Annotated in this window: 17 protein-coding genes; all 17 read right to left on the minus strand. The window is 59.6% G+C overall.

The window, feature by feature from the left end; genetic code table 11:
- Nucleotides 1-49: 49 nt before the first annotated feature.
- Nucleotides 50-973, minus strand: coding sequence for a UDP-N-acetylmuramate dehydrogenase (gene murB, locus PHV01_RS07310; protein WP_337290499.1), 924 nt, complete (start codon nucleotides 971-973; stop codon nucleotides 50-52).
- A 30-nt stretch (nucleotides 974-1,003) separates the two neighbouring features.
- Nucleotides 1,004-2,380, minus strand: coding sequence for a UDP-N-acetylmuramate--L-alanine ligase (murC, locus tag PHV01_RS07315; RefSeq protein WP_337290500.1), 1,377 nt, complete (start codon nucleotides 2,378-2,380; stop codon nucleotides 1,004-1,006).
- Nucleotides 2,373-3,536, minus strand: a complete 1,164-nt coding sequence (murG, locus tag PHV01_RS07320; RefSeq protein ID WP_337290501.1) for an undecaprenyldiphospho-muramoylpentapeptide beta-N-acetylglucosaminyltransferase — start codon at nucleotides 3,534-3,536, stop codon at nucleotides 2,373-2,375. The genes murC and murG overlap by 8 nt, the downstream gene beginning before the upstream one ends.
- The gene (gene ftsW / locus PHV01_RS07325) at nucleotides 3,533-4,648 is read right to left on the minus strand and encodes a putative lipid II flippase FtsW (RefSeq protein ID WP_337290502.1); all 1,116 of its coding nucleotides are present in this window, start codon (nucleotides 4,646-4,648) and stop codon (nucleotides 3,533-3,535) included. Before ftsW ends, murG begins: the two co-directional genes overlap by 4 nt.
- Complete coding sequence (murD, locus tag PHV01_RS07330; protein WP_337290503.1) at nucleotides 4,645-6,027, minus strand: UDP-N-acetylmuramoyl-L-alanine--D-glutamate ligase; 1,383 nt, start codon at nucleotides 6,025-6,027, stop codon at nucleotides 4,645-4,647. Before murD ends, ftsW begins: the two co-directional genes overlap by 4 nt.
- Before the next feature lie 13 nt (nucleotides 6,028-6,040).
- A complete protein-coding gene (gene mraY, locus PHV01_RS07335) occupies nucleotides 6,041-7,123 on the minus strand; it encodes a phospho-N-acetylmuramoyl-pentapeptide-transferase (protein WP_337290504.1) in 1,083 nt (360 codons plus the stop codon).
- Between the two features lie 6 nt (nucleotides 7,124-7,129).
- Nucleotides 7,130-8,440 carry a D-alanine--D-alanine ligase gene (locus PHV01_RS07340; RefSeq protein ID WP_337290505.1) on the minus strand — a complete coding sequence of 437 codons (1,311 nt, stop codon included), beginning with the start codon at nucleotides 8,438-8,440 and terminating at the stop codon, nucleotides 7,130-7,132.
- The gene (gene murF / locus PHV01_RS07345) at nucleotides 8,437-10,074 is read right to left on the minus strand and encodes a UDP-N-acetylmuramoyl-tripeptide--D-alanyl-D-alanine ligase (RefSeq protein WP_337290506.1); all 1,638 of its coding nucleotides are present in this window, start codon (nucleotides 10,072-10,074) and stop codon (nucleotides 8,437-8,439) included. The genes PHV01_RS07340 and murF overlap by 4 nt, the downstream gene beginning before the upstream one ends.
- Nucleotides 10,075-10,139: 65 nt before the next feature.
- Nucleotides 10,140-10,907 (minus strand): alpha/beta hydrolase, encoded by a 768-nt coding sequence (locus tag PHV01_RS07350; RefSeq protein WP_337290507.1) that lies wholly within the window; start codon nucleotides 10,905-10,907, stop codon nucleotides 10,140-10,142.
- Nucleotides 10,908-10,949: 42 nt separating this feature from the next.
- Nucleotides 10,950-12,455 (minus strand): UDP-N-acetylmuramoyl-L-alanyl-D-glutamate--2,6-diaminopimelate ligase, encoded by a 1,506-nt coding sequence (locus PHV01_RS07355; RefSeq protein ID WP_337290508.1) that lies wholly within the window; start codon nucleotides 12,453-12,455, stop codon nucleotides 10,950-10,952.
- Nucleotides 12,433-14,220 carry a penicillin-binding protein 2 gene (locus PHV01_RS07360; RefSeq protein WP_337290509.1) on the minus strand — a complete coding sequence of 596 codons (1,788 nt, stop codon included), beginning with the start codon at nucleotides 14,218-14,220 and terminating at the stop codon, nucleotides 12,433-12,435. Before PHV01_RS07360 ends, PHV01_RS07355 begins: the two co-directional genes overlap by 23 nt.
- 78 nt (nucleotides 14,221-14,298) lie before the next feature.
- Entirely contained in the window at nucleotides 14,299-14,694 is a 396-nt protein-coding gene (locus PHV01_RS07365) for a response regulator (protein WP_337290510.1), read from the minus strand.
- Between the two features lie 151 nt (nucleotides 14,695-14,845).
- Complete coding sequence (locus PHV01_RS07370; protein ID WP_337290511.1) at nucleotides 14,846-15,229, minus strand: cell division protein FtsL; 384 nt, start codon at nucleotides 15,227-15,229, stop codon at nucleotides 14,846-14,848.
- A gap of 13 nt (nucleotides 15,230-15,242) precedes the next feature.
- Nucleotides 15,243-16,160, minus strand: coding sequence for a 16S rRNA (cytosine(1402)-N(4))-methyltransferase RsmH (gene rsmH, locus PHV01_RS07375; protein WP_337290512.1), 918 nt, complete (start codon nucleotides 16,158-16,160; stop codon nucleotides 15,243-15,245).
- Between the two features lie 20 nt (nucleotides 16,161-16,180).
- On the minus strand, nucleotides 16,181-16,630 hold the full coding sequence (mraZ, locus tag PHV01_RS07380; RefSeq protein ID WP_015744850.1) for a division/cell wall cluster transcriptional repressor MraZ: 450 nt from the start codon (nucleotides 16,628-16,630) through the stop codon (nucleotides 16,181-16,183).
- A 278-nt stretch (nucleotides 16,631-16,908) separates the two neighbouring features.
- Complete coding sequence (gene panC / locus PHV01_RS07385; protein WP_337290513.1) at nucleotides 16,909-17,757, minus strand: pantoate--beta-alanine ligase; 849 nt, start codon at nucleotides 17,755-17,757, stop codon at nucleotides 16,909-16,911.
- 9 nt (nucleotides 17,758-17,766) lie between these two features.
- Nucleotides 17,767-18,609: a 3-methyl-2-oxobutanoate hydroxymethyltransferase gene (gene panB, locus PHV01_RS07390; RefSeq protein WP_337290514.1), complete on the minus strand. Its 843-nt coding sequence runs from the start codon at nucleotides 18,607-18,609 to the stop codon at nucleotides 17,767-17,769.
- Nucleotides 18,610-18,621 lie beyond the last annotated feature (12 nt).

Consider the following 18,621-nt stretch of genomic DNA (forward strand, 5'->3'; position numbering starts at 1 on the left):
CGATTCCAACCTCAGGAAGCGCCGATTTGGGCGAAACCCAACACTATCCTCATCTCGCGATGGGCGATCCGACAATCTGGATCTCCAGTTCAAGCGCCACTCCTGTCTTGACCATCACTAGGGCTCTAGCTTGCTCGATCAGCCAGAGCACATCTGTCGCCGTAGCCCCGCCGAGATTTACGATAAAGTTACCGTGTTTCTCGGAGATCTGCGCTCCTCCACGCCGGAGCCCCTTGAGCCCCACCTGCTCCACCAGACGCCCCGCGAACTCTCCCGGAGGGTTCTTGAAGATGCACCCTGCCGACCTAACCTCCACAGGCTGCGTTAGATTCCTCTTCGCCAGCGACGTTGAGATCGTCCCTCTGATCGCTGCCGCCATTCCGCGTCGGAGCGTGAAGCAAGCTTCAACGATCACTGAACCTGCCGGAAGGATACAGTGCCTGTAACCCGGTCTGAGTTCCTCCCGCGTGAGATACCGCTCCTCGCCCAAGCCGTCCACAAGTCGAACCCAGTCCAGGTGATCGACGATGGCGCCCACGGGCGTCCCGGCATTCCCCCTGATCGCTCCTCCAACGGTTCCCGGCACTCCTGCCAGCCCTTCGAGACCGGTCAGGCTACTCATCGCGGAGAGGGCCAGCAGACGGCTTGTCCGCACGCCGGCCCCGCACCTGATCTGCTCACCGGTCGCTTGGAGTTCCAGAAAGGTTCGTGAGAGATTGATAACCAAACCCCTGACCCCTCCATCCAACACCAGCATATTACTTCCACTGCCGAGGATCAGGAGAGGAATCGCCTCGTCCCGCGTTACCTTGAGTAAGGTCTTCAGATCTTCAAGGCCAGCGGGGTAGACCATCACCTCGGCTGGGCCTCCGATCCGGAAGTAGGTATGCAGGGCGAGCGGCTCTTCAGTGAGGATCGTTCCCTTGATCACACCGTGCAGCCTTTCCTGCAACTTGAACTGCGTCGTAATCATTTCCGTCACACTTACTCTAACCCCTCCACCCTATACCCTGTCTTTCAGCCGGCCGAGAATCTGCTCGCCGGCCTTCCAGATGTCGCCCGCGCCCATGGTGATGACTAGGTCGCCGGGACGAGTCAACTCAAGGACCCGGTCCGGGATCTCTTCCTTGCGTTCCACATACAGGACCTCCGGTCCTCTCCGGCCGGCAACCCCGTCCGCAATCTGTCTACCCGAGACGCCGGTAATCGGCGCCTCCCCAGCCGGGTAGATCTCGGTGATGATCACCTGATCGGCCAGATCGAAGGCGGATGCGAACTCGGGTAGGAGCCTGCAGGTCCTGGTATAACGATGCGGCTGGAAGACGGCGATCAGCCGCCGATCAAATCCAGCCCTGGCCGCTCTCAGTGTGGCCTGGATCTCTGCCGGGTGATGGGCGTAATCGTCCACCACCATGATATCCTGAGGGCTTCCCTTTACCTGAAAACGTCGAGCGACACCGGAGAACTCCCCGAGCGCCGTCCGGATCACGGCAAACTCGATCTCCAGCTCGAGGCCCACTGCCATTGCCGCCAATGCATTCGACACATTATGCAATCCGGGAACCCTGAGTTGTATCTCCCCCAAAGGCTCTCCCCTGAACCTCACCTTGAAGTTGGAGTTGAGTCCGGTCAGCGAGATTCCCTCTGCCGTCAAATCGGCCCGCTCGTTACAGGCATACGAGATAATGCGTTTCTCCACCCTGGGCAACAGGTCCCGGATCTGTTCTTGATCGAGGCACAGAATAGCGGAGCCATAGAAAGGGACTTTATTGATGAACTCGAGGAACGTCTCTTTGATCTGCTGCAGATCACGGTAGTAATCGAGATGCTCGGCGTCGATGGTAGTCACGACGGCGATGGTAGGAGCCAGCTTGAGGAAGGAACCGTCGCTCTCGTCTGCCTCCGCGACCATGAACTCGCCACGCCCGAGCTTCGCATTGCTGCCAAGCGCATCCAGCCTGCCCCCGATGACTACCGTGGGGTCGAGGCCCGCCTTGGCCAGGACCGTGGCTACCATGGAGGTCGTCGTGGTCTTCCCATGGGTGCCGGCAACCGCGACGCCATACTTCATCCGCATCAGTTCAGCCAGCATCTCAGCTCGCTGAATGACCGGGATGGCGTGAACCTTCGCCGCGACAATCTCGGGATTCTCCGGCGAGACCGCCGAGGACCGGACCACAACGTCGGCATCCTGTACGTGGGCGGGATCGTGACCGATCTGAATGGCAATTCCCAACTCCTGGAGGCGAAGGGCGTGCTCTGACACCTTCAGATCGGAGCCGCTGACCTGATAGCCAAGATTGTGGAGGACCTCGGCAATTCCGCTCATTCCGACCCCCCCGATCCCGACGAAGTGGATGTGCCGAATCTTTTTAAACATGACCACAACTCCGAGTTCCGCTTCGCAATTCCGGGCTGGTCACTTGAAACTTGGCGCCTGGCACCCGGGCCGCAGTGAGCGTCACGAGATCGGCCAAGCGGGCTGCCGCATCCGGCTTCGCCAAGGCCTTCGCCCCGCGCGCCATAGCCTCAAGCCCCTCTCTGTCGCGAAGAAACGTCCGTATGAGCTCGGCCACTGCGGCGCCGCTCAACTCGCGGTCCAGGACCATCCGGGCTCCACCGGAGGCGATCAGCGCTTCAGCATTGTAGCGCTGGTGATCGTTGGCGGCAAAGGGGAACGGAACGAGCACTGACGGTTTCCCCAGGGCGCAGAGCTCTGCCACAGTGCCGGCCCCCGCCCGACAGAGGCAGAGATCGGCGGCGGCATACGCCACAGCCATCGCCTGGAAGAATGGCTCTACCACCGCGGGGCACCCAAGCGCATCATACCCTTGTCGAACAGCAGAAAGGTCGCGCGGACCCGTGGCATGAATGAACTGGATTCGCTCTCGCTCGTCTGTAAGCTGAGGGAGCGCCTCCATGACCGCTCGGTTCAGCCCGTGAGCCCCCTGACTGCCGCCGAAGATCAAAAGGGTAAATCGATTCGGATCGAGGCCCAAGCGGGTCGCTGCCTCTGTCCTGCTCACGCCGAAGAGCTCCGTTCGGACCGGATTGCCGGTCACAAGCACGCTGCCCTTGGGGAAAAAATCGGATGCCTCTTCAAAGGCGACCGCAACGCGATCAACGAACCTCCCCAACCATCGGTTGGCAAGCCCCGGCAAGGCGTTCTGTTCATGGATCACGGTTGGAACCCTTGTAAGCACTCCCGACAGCGTCATGGCAGCTGAGGCATAGCCACCAAACCCGACCACAACATCGGGACGGAACCGTCGAAGGATCGATAGAGACCGGATAAGACCTGAGGGGATCAGCATGAGGCTCCGAAGTCGCGACAGTAGCCGCTTGCCCTGCAGGCCTGAAGCCTTGATCCCCTCGAAGTCCCAACCTCTCGTGGCCAGCAACGTCGCCTCAACCCCTCCCTCGACGCCAACAAACAGGAGCGATAGGTCAGCCTGCCTTGACCTGAGTTCCTCGGCCAATGCAATAGCAGGAAAGAGGTGACCGCCAGTCCCGCCTCCTGTAATAATGGCCTTCACGCGAGTCGTCCTCTCGCCGTCTGACGACGGGAGATGCTGAGCAAGATCCCGATGCACAAAAAGGTAGTGACAAGGGATGTGCCGCCGAAGCTGACCAGTGGCAAAGGCAAACCCGTGATGGGTAGCAGGCCGACAACTACCCCAAGGTTGATGGCGGCTTGTGTTACGATAATAAAGGTAATCCCCATCGCCGCGTAAGCGCCAAACAGGTCAGGCGCCCGGAGTGCGATCCTGGTCCCGCGCCACAGGAGAATACCGAAGAGAAAGACCACCAGCAGCGTCCCCACGAGCCCTGCCTCCTCCCCGACAACGGCAAAGATAAACTCGGTATGGGACTCGGGCAGATAGCCCAGCTTCCCATAGCTGTCTCCGAGCCCTCGTCCCAGTAGTCCCCCAGGCCCTATTGCGTAGATTGACTGGTGGGTCTGATGCGCCGCCTGGGAGGAGGCGTGACTGGGATCCAGAATCGTCATCACGCGCGTTCTGGCATACGGGTGGGCCAGGACGAGCGTGACGGCAAGTGTCACCACCACAAGTACAACAATGCCCAGGTGGCTGAGACGGACGCCTGCCACGAAACAAAGCGCCATGGCTACGCACAGCAGGACTGCCACCATCCCAAAGTGAGGCTGCAATACAATCAGGCCACACACGAGTCCGGAAAGGATAAGCGGCAAGAGAAAGCGTTTGGCGAAGTGCTCCTCCCCATCGGCGCTTTTGGCAAAGTACCTGGCCAAGAGTAGAACGATAGAGAGCTTGGCAAGCTCGGAAGGTTGAAAGGAAACCCCGAACAGCCTGATCCACCGACGGGCGTTGTTGACCTTAACCCCGATTGATGGGACCAGCACCAGAACGAGGAGAAACAACGAGAAAAAGAACAACAGGGGCGCATACCGCTGAAATGTGCGGTAGTCGCGGTACATGGCCCAGACCATGACCATCAACCCGATCAGGGCCCAGAGGAGCTGCTTCTTCAGGAAAAAGAACGGATCGCCGTATTTCTCCTGAGCCTTGATAGCGCTCGCGCTATAGACCATCACGATACCGAGCCCGACCAGTAACAGGGCGACGCTGCACAGTAGCCTATCATAAGAGATGCGCTTACCAATCATGCGTGCCCCCGTATGCTGTAAATAGGAGGCAGAAGCCTCCGTACCGCCGCCTTGAAGACACGCCCCCTCTCTTCAAAATCAGTAAACATATCGAAGCTGGCGCAGGCCGGCGAAAGCAGCACAATATCCCCCGGCGATGCGGCGGCTGCGGCGCACCGAACGGCCTCCTCAAGACTCGAGGCCTCCTCCATCGGACAGGCTCCAGCCAACTCAAGCCGCAGTTTTGGAGCGGCCTGGCCGATCAGGATCAGCCTTTTTATCCGCTCGCGGGCAAGAGGCACCAGCGGCCTGAAGTCACCCTGCTTGTCCTTGCCGCCGGCGATGAGCACAATGGGGACAGTGAAACTTTGAAGTGATCGAACCACCGCCCCAACGTTTGTCCCCTTAGAGTCATCGATATACCGAACACCATCGATCTCGGCAACAAATTCCAGGCGGTGTGGGAGCCCTTCGAAGCTGGTGAGCGCATTCCGGATCGCCATAGGGGACACGCCGACTACCGCTGCCGCGAGGCTCGCAGCCAGGGCGTTCTCCAAATTATGCACCCCCTGGATCTTCACCTCGGACACCCGGCAGATCACCTCTTGCCTCCCGTCGAGGTTGAGGACCAAATGATCTCCCTCGACGTACGCCCCCGTATCGAGCGGTCTCGTTCGGCTGAATGCGATCCTCCGTCCCCTGACCTGCGCTGCCGCCTGGAGGACCAGCGGATCGTCCGCATTCACGATGGCAACGTCCGACGGTCTTTGGTTCTCGAAGATGCGGGTTTTGGCTCGGTAATAGTCCTCGACGCACGCATATCGGTCGAGATGATCAGGCGCGAGATTCAGGAGCAACGCCACGCGCGGCCTGAACTCCTCAATCGATTCCAATTGAAAGCTCGATAGCTCCGTCACTACACACTCGCCCGCCGCAAGAGAAGGCGCCACTTCGCAGAGGGGGGTTCCGATGTTGCCGGCCACATGCGAAGGCAAACCCGCTTGCGTGAGTATCGCGCCCAGAAGGGTCGTGGTAGTACTCTTGCCGTTGGTCCCGGTGATTCCTATGAATGTGGCTTCACTGTATCGGTAGGCCAACTCGACCTCGCCGATAAGCGGGATGCCTGCCTCACGGACCCGCTGAAACAGCGGCTCACGGAGATCGATCCCCGGGCTTACCACGACGAGATCGGCCGAGAGTAAAGACTGCAGACGATGCTCGCCCAGTTCAAGACTGACCCCGTCCTGCTCCAGGCCGCAGATGTCAGCACCGATCTCACGCTCACTCCTGCGGTCGGTACCGATGACCGTAGCCCCCTGCTTGAGTAACAGGCGGCAGGCCGCCTCCCCGGATCGCGCCAACCCCACGACCACTACCCGCTTGCCGGCCAGATCGATCATTACAGGCTCCACTTCACCTCAATTTCAATGTCGTGAGCGAAAGCAGGGCCAGGATAAAGGAGATGATCCAGAACCGAACAATGATCTTCGGCTCCGCCATCCCGTTCAGCTCATAGTGGTGATGGATCGGCGCCATCCGGAAGACCCGTCGGCCGGTCGTCCGGTAGGAGAAGACCTGCAGGATCACTGAGATGGCCTCCGCCACGAACACCCCCCCGACGATGAGCAGGAGTAACTCGCTTTTAACCAGGACAGCGAGCGTTGCCACGGCGGCCCCAAGCGCGAGCGATCCGGTGTCGCCCATAAAGAGCTGCGCGGGGTATGCGTTGTACCAGAGAAACCCCAGGCTGGCCCCAACGATGGCGCCGCCAAAGACGGTGAGCTCCGAGCTTCCCCTCACGAAGACCACCTGCAGGTAGTGGGCGATGCTGGCATTCCCTGCAACGTACGCCAGGATCGTGTACGCCGCAGCCGTCATCAGAATCGGGCCGATAGCCAGTCCATCCAGGCCATCGGTCAGGTTTACCGCATTTGACGTGCCAACGATGACCAGCATCACAAACAGGACGTAGCCCCAGCCCAGATCCGGCATCCAGTGTTTGAGGAAGGGAATAGCCAGCTTCGTGGTGGACGGATCGACCGGGTTGATATACAGGCAGAGCCCAACAAGCAGGCTGGGAATCGCCTGCCACAACAGTTTTGCTCTGGCCGAAAGCCCCTTGCTGTTCTTGGACACCACCTTCAGGTAGTCGTCGATGAACCCCACCGCCCCCATCCAGACCATACAAAATAGGGCAAGCCAGACGAATCGGTTGGCCAGGTTCGCCCAGAGCAACGTGGCGATGAACACAGAGGCCAGGATCAGGAGGCCGCCCATCGTGGGCGTCCCGGCCTTCTGCAGATGATCCGCTGGTCCGTCGTCCCTGATGCTCTGGCCGATCTGTAGCTCCCGAAGCTTGCGGATCAGCGCAGGTCCCAGCAGTAAACTGATCAGCAGCGCGGTGAGGATAGCCCCAGCCGTGCGAAAGGTGACGTACCGAAAGACGTTGAAGATAGAGTAGGTCTGGTGTAACGGGAAGAGAAGATGATAGAGCATTGAGTCTCATTTCCCCGGCGTCACCAGATGCCGTCGATCCACCAACGCCCTGCCTTCTGTCGATTTGAAATGGGTTGAACGCTTGTCTCGATGGGCCTCAAGCGCCAATTCCACCAGACGAACGACGAGATCCGCAGGCTTCACCCCGCTCCGCTCCCAAAGGGTAAAGGAAAGCGACCCAGGCATGGTATTGACCTCATTGACGTACGGTTTCATCGCGGCTGAGTCGATAAGAAAATCAACCCGGGAGATCCCGCGCGCGTCGATCGCCTGAAAGGCAGCTGCCGCCATGGACCGTATCTCATCAGCGAGGGTCTTTGGAATCCTGGCGGGAATGACACTTGGCGCCAGGTCCGCGCTCCCAGGCAGCTTGTCCTCCGGGTATTTGTCACGATAGCCCACAACCTCGCCAGAGCTGATGAGCTCCTCACATTCCGAGACGGTCAACGCATGGTTGCCCAGAACGCCGCATTGCACCTCGACACGCTGCTCAACAGCCCGCTCGACCAGCACGCGATGACTGAATCGCATCGCGCGCTTCGCCAGGCTCAACGCTTCGGCCGCATCATGAGCCACACCGATCCCAACGCTGGAGCCGGCTACGGCAGGCTTGACCACTACCGGGTAGCTCAGCCTGCGCTCAATCGCCTGTACGACGGCCGCTTCATCCTCCAACAGTTCACGCCGGGTAATGCCAATCCCCTCAACAACCGGCAGGCCTGCGCCCTGAAAGATGAGTTTGGAGATGATCTTGTCCATTCCCGCGGCCGAGGCGACGACCCCAGCCCCGACATACGGCAGATCGGCCATTTCAAACAGACCCTGGATCGTTCCATCCTCGCCGTGTGTCCCATGAATGACCGGGAAGGCCAAGTCGATTGTGGGGTAAAGCTGCTTACGAAGCCAGCCTTTCCGCTCCTGCTGTGGCATCAACGCGCCGACCGATGGGTCCGGCGCCAGAAAGAGCGGCTCAACGCCCGTCGCGCTCAGTCCCCGATCCAGATTGTCAAGCTGAGGCGTGTATCGTTCCCGATTCAGCCTCAGCTTGTCCGCATCGATCTTCGCTCGCTCAGTCGGTCCCGCCATGACGCTTCGTTCCGCCAGCCTCCGTATCTCGGCATCGACGGACAACAGATCCCGAACCGACTCACCAGTGAGCCACGTGCCCTCCGCCGTGAGAAAGATCGGCAGCGTCTCAAACTGGTCCTGCAACGAGAGGAGAACCTCATAGACCTTGCTGGCGGTCATGATGGAGATCTCTCGCTCCACCGAGCGACTTCCGAAGATCAGCCCTATGCGTCTGATGGCGCCACTCATGCGAACTCCAGGTACGTATCAGGCAGTCGATTCTCGTAGAGCAGGACATCGCCCTCTCGGACGATCGCCTTGAGGTAGTCTGTCACTTCACCGCTGTGCCGAGCCACCAGGACCCGGCTACCGGCAAAACCACCCTCGCGAAGCCCTTCACGTAGCGGTTGCGTCTGCTGTGGCCCGACCAGCAGGACGTAATCACACACCGCAGCGGCAGCCCGGCCAAACCGGCGGTTCTCCTCCGCCTCGATCTGGCCCAACTCCACCAGACCCGGCGTAATCAAGATCTTCGAGCCCCCCTCAAACTGGCTGAGGACCTCAAGGGCCATCTGCGCCCCGAGCGGGTTGGCATTGGCGACATCGATCAGCTTGATAACCCCGCCCTCTTCGCGGAGTTCCAGGCGCTTGGGCGCCGGCGTGAGAGACTTTACCCCATCGGCAATCTCCTCCAGGGGCACGCCGCACTCTAACGCAGCGGCTGTCGCCCCCAGGATATTGGCAATGTTCCAGCCTCCCAGCAGCTTGGTCTCGAACATGGCCGCGCCGTGCTCGGTCTCCACACGAAAGGCCGAGCCATGACTGGACAGTTTAATATCTTTCCCCCGGATGTCCAGAGCCCGCTCGTCCTCACCGACTCCGTACAAGCGCACGCGCCGACCTTCCCGCCTCGCGCGTTCGGCCAGTCGCAGAGCGCCTGGATCGTCAGCGTTCACGATCGCCAGGCCACCCGGTGGAAGCGAATCGATCAGCTCATACTTCGCCTCGGCGATCCGCTCCGGCGTGCCGAACCGCTCGAGGTGCTGGACCCCAACTGCTGTGAGGATGCCGAGCCGGGGCCGCAGGATCTCGCATACCTCCCTGATCTCGCCGGGGCCGTATGCCGCCACCTCAACGACGAAGAACTGGTGGTCGTCCCGAAGCGTCTCGCGGACGACCCGAACAATGCCCATGGTGGTATTGACGCCGTCAGGCGTCTTGAAGACCGAATAGCGCCTCTGAAGCAGCGTGGCGAGGATGAACTTAGTCGTCGTCTTCCCATAGCTGCCTGTGATCCCGACGACCTCTCCAGGATACTGCCGCATGCGCACTTTAGCCTGCGCATAGAAGCGGTGATTGATCGCCTGCTCCAACGGGGCGAGGCTCAGATTTGCCGCAAAGACGGTACCCGCTGCGACCTCGGATATCACGAGAAGGCCGGCGGCCAAACCGATACCGACAAGAAGGGCGCGAGGGGCCGGTATGAGTCGAGACACTAAGATCACAGTCAGCCAGGAGGCGGCAAACATGACCGCTGCTGCAAGGACGAATGTGACCGCTGCCACGCGCACCGCTCGGGGTGTCCACTGCAGCCGCTGGCTGACCTGGAGTGAGGACCACCGGGCTCTTAGCCATATCCCGGCACCCAGCCAAACAATATAGAACGTGCCTGTCCCGGCGTGCCCTAACCCTGGAATGTCAGGAAGCGGCAACCACGCGAGGAGGATTCCGGCCCCAAGGACCGCCACCTGGACGAGGGCCCCTCGGCCGTCCAGGGCTATACCCCAGTGCCTGGCGATCCAGCCTCGCAGGCGCGCACTGTTGTACCGCTCCAACTGAGTAAGGTATATCAGATCCAGATGGCGCGTGACAACGACCACCATATATGGCAAAACACCAGTTACAGCTCGGCCTAAGAATGAAGACCCAAGCGTTCTATCCGACCGCATCACCGACTGTCCTGACACAAAAACTCCCTTACCAACCGGCCAAAACGGTCTGGTCTGTCGACAAACGGGAAATGGCCGGCCCCTTCGAGCACCTCCAGCCGCGAACCCTGTATCCCACGCGCCATAATCTCCATCGAGGAGAACGGCACCTCCTGATCCCTGTCTCCCCAGATAATCAGGGTAGGCACGCGAATAGACGGCAAGATCGATCGGAGGTCTTCGCCCACGACCTTGATCAGCGTGGCACGCAATGGTCCGGCAGCCCGGTAGTCACGTGACCCTACCCGTTGATAGATCTTGGCCACAACTCGCTCGCCCATCCTACCCCACATAGGCAATGAAAAGAACCGCTTCGCCAGTTTGGCAGCTCCAACCTTCACGCGATACACAGGCCCTCGTCTCGGGCGGATCCCCGCGCTGGCCACAAGGATAAGATTTCTCACCCTCTTGGGCCACCGAGCAGCCAAGGCGAGCGCGATTCGGCCTCCAAATGAATGGCCGACTAGGGTGGCCACGGAGATATTGACACGATCCATAAACGCTTCGACATAGGAGGCATACTCCCATGTCCCCCACACCGTGGCCGCAGATGGAGTCCAGCCAAAACCGGGCAGATCAAGGGCGTATACCCGAAATCGATCCTCCAGAGCCTTGGCAACTGCGCCCAAGGACTCGGCTGAGGTACCCCACCCATGAAGGAGCACCACCGGACTGCCTTCCCCCCACACGGTAAAATGGGTATCCAGATCACCGATACGAATCAGCACACCACCACCACATACAGGGTAGAGGGTATAGGGGTTGGGGGGTTAAGAACGACAGAACCCCAACTCGTGAAGCGCCTCTCGCGCCACCTGTCGATCGTCAAAAGGGATCGTGCGATCGCGAAGCATCTGATAGGTCTCATGCCCCTTCCCCGCGATCACCACCATATCACCTCGTCCCGCCAGCGAGAGGGCCTCGCGAATAGCCATCCCTCGATCTAAAATTGTAACATAGCCCTTACCCTGACCCCATACCTTTTTCGCCCCGATCTCGATCTCCTCGGTGATCTGGCGAGGATCCTCGCTGCGAGGATTGTCGGAGGTGATCACGGTGAAGTCGGCCAACTGCAGAGCCGCTTCTCCCATAATCGCGCGCTTGCCCCGATCCCGATCTCCGCCGCACCCGAACAGGACGATCAAGCGGCCCGAACAGCACTGCCGTGCCATACGGAGGACACGTCGCAGGGCGTCAGGAGTATGCGCATAGTCAACCATCACGCTGAACTCCTGTCCCTCGTCTACCCGCTCACACCGACCCGGGACGTGGTGGAGCGCTGCGATCCCCTCTGCCACCGTCGACAGATCCACGCCTAGATGTAATCCTGTGGCGGCAGCCGCCAGGATATTGGACAGATTGTAGCTCCCCAGTAATGGGGAGCGAATCGCCGTCGCTCCCCACGGGGTCTGCAGTCGGCACCGAATGCCATCCGGCCCTATACCGATATCAGTAGCCGACAGATCCGCCGGCTGCTGCACGCTGTAGGTGTAGCGTCTCACATGCGTCGCCTCAAGAAAGAGGTTCGCAACGGGATCATCCAGATTAATCACCGCCGCCTTCTCGATCGTTTTTGTTGATCCAATGCCCAGTCCCTCAAACAGGGACAGCTTTGCGTTCCGGTACGCCTCCATGGTGCCATGAAAGTCCAGATGGTCCTGTGTCAGATTCGTGAACACAGCTACGTCAAACTCGCAGCCATCCACGCGATGCAGGGCCAAGGCGTGAGACGAAACCTCCATGACGACGCTGTCAGCGCCCAGATGCCCCATCCGTTTGAGGAGCGCTTGCAGATCGCAGGACTCCGGCGTTGTCCGCGCGGCCTCTATCTCCACCCCATTGCAGTGGTACCCGATCGTGCCGATCAGTCCGACCTGATGTCCCGCGCGTCGCAGCACCGACTCGACTAGGTAGGTGATGGTGGTCTTGCCGTTGGTCCCTGTCACACCCACCATGGTGAGCTTGCGCGAAGGATGATCGTAGAATCGACACGCGACCATGGCAAGGCTCTGCCTGGCATTAGCCACCTTCACCACCGTCCCACCCCGCAGCGCCTGCTCCGGCAGGTCGCTGCGCTCCACCAGGGCTGCAACGGCTCCCGCTGCCCAGGCGGCCTGGAGGAAGTCGTGGCCATCCCGCCTAAACCCGCTGATGCAGACAAATAGATCCCCAGGCCTTACCTGTCTGGAATCGTAGCGGATCTCATGGATCTCCAGATCGACGGACCCGCGGAGGAGCTGGTGCTCGCTCCCGTTAATTAAGGCGGAAAGATGCACTGCGAATTCCTTCTACCAACCGGGGCTGCTCTTGGGTGCCCGGGGTAATCCTGAGATGCTTCAGCGACTCACGCGCGATCTCCCGGAACGTCGGCGCCGCAATCGATCCACCCCAACGGAGTATGCTCGGCTCGTCGATAGCTACGATGATGGCCAGTCGAGGTTGCTCGACTGGAACGAACCCGACAAATGACGCCACCACCTTATGCCGCGAGTAACGGCGAGTGGTCGGATCCAGCTTCTGAGAAGTCCCGGTCTTCCCGGCGACCTCGAATCCCTCCACGGCCGCAGCCTTCCCCGTCCCTTCCGTCACTACCCCCTTGAGGATGGATGCGAGGGTTCTCGCCGTGGCCTCGGAGATGACTCGCCTGACCTGCATTGGCGCGTTCTCGCGAATGACTTTGCCGTCCGCCGCAACGATTGACTTTGCGACGTATGGACGAACCAGGTTGCCGCCGTTCGCAATCGCGCTCATCGCCACCAACATCTGCAGCGGACTCACGGAGATCTCCTGCCCGATGGAGAGCGAAGCGAGCGAGAGGGCGGACCACTCCTTCGGGCGTCGGATCATGCCGGGCGTTTCTCCGGGCAGATCGATCTCAGTGAGATTTCCGAACCCGAATCCGCTGATATAATTATAATAGAGGCTCTTCCCAAGCCGCATGCCGACCTTGATGGCCCCCACATTGCTGGAGTGGGCCAGTACCTCAGCGAACGTGAGGCTCTCAAACCGCTCATGATCCCGAATGGTAACCCCACCCACCTCAATGGCGCCGCCCTCGCCGTTGAACCGATCTTCGGGCCGTACGAACTTCTCCTCCAGGGCGCCGGCGCCCACGATAACCTTAAAGGCCGATCCCGGCTCGTAGTAATCAGCCACCGCCCGATTCCGACGGGCGAAAGCTCGCGCCTCGGCATATGCATTGGGATCGAACGTGGGGTAGTTGGCAAGCGCCAGGATCTCGCCGCTGAAAGGATCCATCACAATAGCGCTGCCGCTGAGGGCGCCGGATTGGGTCACCGCAGCTTCCAACTCCCGCTCAGTAACGTATTGGATCACCTCATCAATCGTCAGGTAGAGATCTGCACCCTGTGTATCACCTGCTTCCTCTCTGAAAATCGGCCGACGCTTGGCATCCTGTTGTCGCACAATCCACTTACGCTTGCCGGCCAGGTAGGCATCGTACTGCAGTTCAAGTCCTTCCAGTCCACGATCGTCTGTTCCGACAAATCCCAACAGGTGGGCCGCCTGTTGCTGCTTTGGATAAAATCGCTTACTTTCTGCATCAGATTCGATCCCCTTCAGCATGAGGCGCGAGACAGCCTCCGCCTCCTCCGAGGAGACTGATCGCTTGATCCAGACAAACGACTTTTCTGTCTGCAATCGCTCAAGGATCTGCCCGACAGGTATGCCGAGCGCGGCAGATAGGGCTGCGGCGGTACCCTCCGGGTCCTCCACAAGAGACGGTCGGGCGAAGATTGAGGAAGTCGCGAGGCTGATGGCCAGTTCCCGACCATTGCGATCGTAAATCGTTCCGCGCCGGGAGGCCGATGGAACCCGTCGCCAGAATTGCCTCTTGGCGGCCTCTACCAGCTTCGGATATTGATACACCTGGAGAGAAAAGAGTTGGCCGGAAATGACAGTGAGGGCTACGGCAAGCGAGCAGAACAGGACGATGACACGACGTCGCAACAGACCGCGCTTTGCCGGCGCGGGCGCGGTTTCTCCTTTTTTGGTCGATCGCTCACGAATACGACGCTGCATCGGCATACCGGTCTTCTAAACACTACTCGACTACAAACCCGTCCGGACCAAAAGGAATTGTAATGCCCCTTCAGATCGTTACCCGTTGTTCTGGACAGTAGTAAATAAACACTTATTCAAGAGCTCGTTCATCTGAAAAGGCTTCGGCAGTACCTTTGTAATCCCGGCCTGCGCTACGTCCTCCGGGTCGAGTGAATAGAGGTCGCCCGTGATCAGGATAATGGGAGTTACTGCATCGGACCTGCGAATACATGCAGCCATCTCGAGGCCGGTCATTGCAGGCATTCGGTAGTCCGTCAGAATGAGATCGAAGCGGCATTCGCCCAGAGCGTGCAGTCCGGCGCGACCGTCCGGCACTGTTCGCACCTCGAAGCCTACCCGCTCAAGATAGTCTGTTAACAGCTCCCGCTGTATATAATCATCGTCCACGACAAGGATCTTTTGCCTTACATCATTGAGCTGCTGTACGTTCACTCTCCCTCCTCCTCCTCTTCTCTCTTCTTCTTTATCAACAGGAAGGGTGCATACACGCCATCACTCTGGACCCGATCCTGAAGATATTGAGATCCTTAAGAGCTCGTGTTGACTTGCATGGCCATCAACAACATGAGGAATTTCAATACCCCTAAAGATCGTTGCCGGTTGTCTTGGGCAGTAGCGACTCAACCACGATCACTTGACCCGGCTTAGGACTCGTGAGTCCAAGCTCACGATGGGCAATCTCCTCTACGCGACGGAGCGACCTGAGTCGGGCTACCTCCAGGCGCAGCTCTTTCTGCTGTCGAACGAGGCCGGCGCGCTCCCCCGCAAGGTATTCTACCTGGTACCCAAGTCGAACCACCTGAATGTGCTGCCAGACGTAACACAGGACCCCGAGCAGAACGAGGCTTCCCAGCAACAGCGATGGGAGCAGATCGAACCTTCGGATCTGATCAACCCGCGGTTTCAGTAAACTGCTTGCCCGGTCTCGTCCAACCGTCGTCAACGCGGCAATACTTTGTCCCCTCATCCCATCCCCTCCTCTATTGCCGTTCTGCGGCCCGAAGTTTTGCGCTGCGGGCACGCGGATTGGCCTCGATCTCCCGCTCCGTTGGGACAACCGGCCGTTTGGTCAGAAGATGGACACGCGGCGGTTCCGAACGTGCCCACCCACGAAGCGTTTCCTTTACAATCCGATCCTCGAGCGAGTGAAAGCTGATAATACAAATCCTCCCTCCGGTCGCAAGTAGTTCGATGGCATCCTGCAGGCCATGTGTAAGCCTGGTCAGCTCATCGTTCACGGCAATGCGTAACGCCTGGAAGGTTCGTGTCGCAACATGGATCCGCCGAGGCCAAGCACGCCTCGGCACCACCGCAGCCACCAGGCGCACGAGCTGTGCGGTGGAGGTAAGCGGCTGCTTCCGCCGCTCTTCTACAATTCGCGACGCTATCCGCCTCGCCCAACGCTCTTCGCCGTACTCTTGCAGGAGCCTCGCGAGTTCGCGCTCCGAGAGTCTGGCCAACAGATCTGCCGCCGACTTCCCGCCTCCCTGACGATCCATCCGCATATCCAGTGGCCCATCCTTCATAAAGCTGAATCCCCTGGAGGCATCATCCAGTTGAAAGGATGAAAAGCCCAAATCAAATAGGATGCCATCGAAAGGGCCCCACCCGTTCTCAGCGGCAACGGCACTCAGCATGGCGAAGTCACCCTGGAACAATTCGACTCGATCCCCGAACTGCCTGAGGCGACTCTTGGCTACGGCCAGAGCCTCGGCATCGCGATCGATCCCGCACAGATGACCCGTCGGCTCGCTCCGCGTCAGGAGAGCTTCCGCGTGCCCTCCCAATCCCACAGTCGCATCCAGGTAGCGACCACCAGCACGCGGTTGCAGGATGGCTACTGCCTCCTCCAGCAGGACCGGGAGATGTCGGCCCTCGATGGTTACGTCCTCTGCCACATCGCCCCCACACCTTGCACCTACACACGGATTCCGAGTTCCGCCAGCTTACCCGCGTAATCCTCAGGGTCTCGCTCCTGCGCGCAAAAGGACGTCCAGCGCTCTCTATTCCAAATTTCGATCTTGTCCAACACCCCAACGATCACGACATCCCGGCGCAGATCCGCTTTTTCTCGAAGTTGCGGAGGGATCAGGATTCGCCCCTGGCTGTCAACAGTCGACTCGACCGCATGAGCTGAGATGAGACGAGCGTATTCCCGGAACTTCCTGTCCGAGTTCCCATGACTCAGGAGATTCTGTTCGATCTGCTGCCAGGCTTTAATCGGGTAGGCGACGATGCAGGCGTCAAAAAGAGGATCAACGAGGATAAGCTCGCGTTCTCGCCTCCGCTTAAGGATCTCGCGGTATCTGGCCGGAATGCTGAGCCGTCCCTTGTCGTCAATAGCGTGTTCGAAACTTCCGCGGAACATGGGATCGCACCGCTTCTTTATGGTAGTCTATACCATTTCATCCCACCTCATCCCACTGTGTCGCAACAATAGTGAACCCTGTTGGCCTTGTCAAGAGAAATATGCAGGCAAGATTCTCGGTCAGTATTCAGCTTTCAACCGTTGGCCTGACAAGTGCGGAAAAGTAGGTTTTGGACCCACAACTCACCCGAAAGCAGGTCGTTGTGAAACGGTATTCTTTGGGTGTGACTGAAAGCCGATGGCTGATAACTGGAGGCTGACTTGCTGCAGGACAACCGTCAGGGAAGCCTAATCAGGCTATTATCGATGAGGCGCGTCCCGCCAAACCGTACGGCGAGAGCCAACAGCGTGGGGCCTTCAATCCGGTCGAGCGGTTTCAGTGTCTCAGGATCACAGAGGGCCACATAATCGAGCCGTGCCAGCGGTTCGGCTTCGATCATTGCTCGTATTTCGTCGAGGATGGCCTTCGCGCTGCGCTCCCCGACGCTGACCCGCTCTTCCGCAAGCCTGAGGGACGCATGGAGGACACATGCCGCCCGTCGCTGCGGCGGCGTCAACCGAACGTTCCGTGAGCTCATCGCGAGACCGTCGGCCTCTCGAACCGTCGGTAAGAGGACGATATCGAGGTCCAGATTGAGGTCGTCTACCAGACGCCGAACTACCGCCGATTGCTGGTAGTCCTTCTGCCCAAAATAGGCCCGGTGCGGCCTGATGAGATTGAACAGCTTCGTGACGATCGTGGTCACACCACGAAAGTGTCCCGGACGGGAGGCGCCGCACAACCCCTCGGTGAGTTCGATCACGTCGACGTACGTCTGGAAGCCCTTCGGGTAGATCGCCTCCGCGGACGGCGTGAACACCAGATCAACCCCTGTCCTCTCAGCCTGGGCCAGATCGCCCTGCAGGTCTCGCGGATAGCTGTCGAAATCCTCGCCCCGTCCGAACTGAATCGGATTGACGAAGATGGTCACGACGACAACATCGTTTTCTGCGCGCGCGCTCCGCATGAGCGACAGATGTCCCTCGTGAAAGGCGCCCATTGTGGGCACGAGTCCAATCGTCTTGCCTTCTCGTCGAAGCGACGTACACTGGCGTTGGACCGAGGGCGGCTCATCAATAACTCGCATGGCAGTCCCTCACAGCTTCAGCAATGCCCTTTCGGTCTCCTGATCGATCGAGTATGTATGCTCGGTGTCCGGGAATCGGCATTCAACGACATCCTGTCGAAAGCGGCCTACCGCATCGGTAATCACCGCGGCCAGATCGGCGTACCGCTTCGTGAACTTCGGGACGAAACGATCGAAGAGTCCAAGCAAGTCATGGATGACCAGGACCTGACCGTCGCAGTCTGGCCCGGCACCGATCCCAATAGTGGGAACCGTCAACCGTTTGGTGATGACCCTGGCGAGTACGCCTGGAATCGCCTCCAGCACGATCGCGAAGGCCCCCGCCTTCTCAAGCTCCAGGGCATCCTCAAGGATGCGACGGGCGGCATCGAGCCCTCTCCCCTGAACCTTCAACCCTTCCTGCAACACAGCCGTTTGTGGTGTAAGCCCGACGTGACCCATGACCGGAATCCCCGCGTCCACAATCGCCCTCACACATGGTAGCGAGGGCCAACCGCGCTCGACCTTGACGGCATGAGCCAGACCCTCTTTCACGAACCGCCCGGCGTTTCTGACCGCATCGGCCGGCTCAGCCTCGTACGACATGAACGGCATGTCAGCGATCACCATGGATCGTTTGACAGCGCGGGTAACTGCCTTGGTCATCATGAGCATCTCGTCCATCGTGACCGGGATCGTGGTCTCGTACCCCAGGACGGTCATCCCCCCGGAGTCACCCACCAGGATCAGATCGATCCCGGCACGATCAACAAGCAGCGCCATCGGGTAGTCATATGCCGTCAGCATAGTGATCTTCCGACCTTCGCGCTTCATCTCCTGCAGGGTGACCGTCCTGACCGTTTGACTCGTCATGGTCGATCCCTC

The organism is Candidatus Methylomirabilis sp., from assembly GCF_028716865.1.
Taxonomy (GTDB): Bacteria; Methylomirabilota; Methylomirabilia; order Methylomirabilales; family Methylomirabilaceae; genus Methylomirabilis.

Excerpts from the sequence above, each read along its gene's own strand:
- panC (WP_337290513.1), bottom strand. The coding sequence starts at position 17,757 with ATGCGAGTTATTGATGAGCCGCCCTCGGTCCAACGCCAGTGTACGTCG.
- PHV01_RS07370 (WP_337290511.1), bottom strand. The coding sequence starts at position 15,229 with ATGAGGGGACAAAGTATTGCCGCGTTGACGACGGTTGGACGAGACCGG.
- ftsW (WP_337290502.1), bottom strand. The coding sequence starts at position 4,648 with ATGATTGGTAAGCGCATCTCTTATGATAGGCTACTGTGCAGCGTCGCC.
- murD (WP_337290503.1), bottom strand. The coding sequence starts at position 6,027 with ATGATCGATCTGGCCGGCAAGCGGGTAGTGGTCGTGGGGTTGGCGCGA.
- PHV01_RS07340 (WP_337290505.1), bottom strand. The coding sequence starts at position 8,440 with ATGAGTGGCGCCATCAGACGCATAGGGCTGATCTTCGGAAGTCGCTCG.
- murF (WP_337290506.1), bottom strand. The coding sequence starts at position 10,074 with ATGGTGGTCGTTGTCACGCGCCATCTGGATCTGATATACCTTACTCAG.
- mraY (WP_337290504.1), bottom strand. The coding sequence starts at position 7,123 with ATGCTCTATCATCTTCTCTTCCCGTTACACCAGACCTACTCTATCTTC.
- murC (WP_337290500.1), bottom strand. The coding sequence starts at position 2,380 with ATGTTTAAAAAGATTCGGCACATCCACTTCGTCGGGATCGGGGGGGTC.
- panB (WP_337290514.1), bottom strand. The coding sequence starts at position 18,609 with ATGACGAGTCAAACGGTCAGGACGGTCACCCTGCAGGAGATGAAGCGC.
- mraZ (WP_015744850.1), bottom strand. The coding sequence starts at position 16,630 with ATGTTCCGCGGAAGTTTCGAACACGCTATTGACGACAAGGGACGGCTC.
- murB (WP_337290499.1), bottom strand. The coding sequence starts at position 973 with ATGATTACGACGCAGTTCAAGTTGCAGGAAAGGCTGCACGGTGTGATC.
- PHV01_RS07360 (WP_337290509.1), bottom strand. The coding sequence starts at position 14,220 with ATGCAGCGTCGTATTCGTGAGCGATCGACCAAAAAAGGAGAAACCGCG.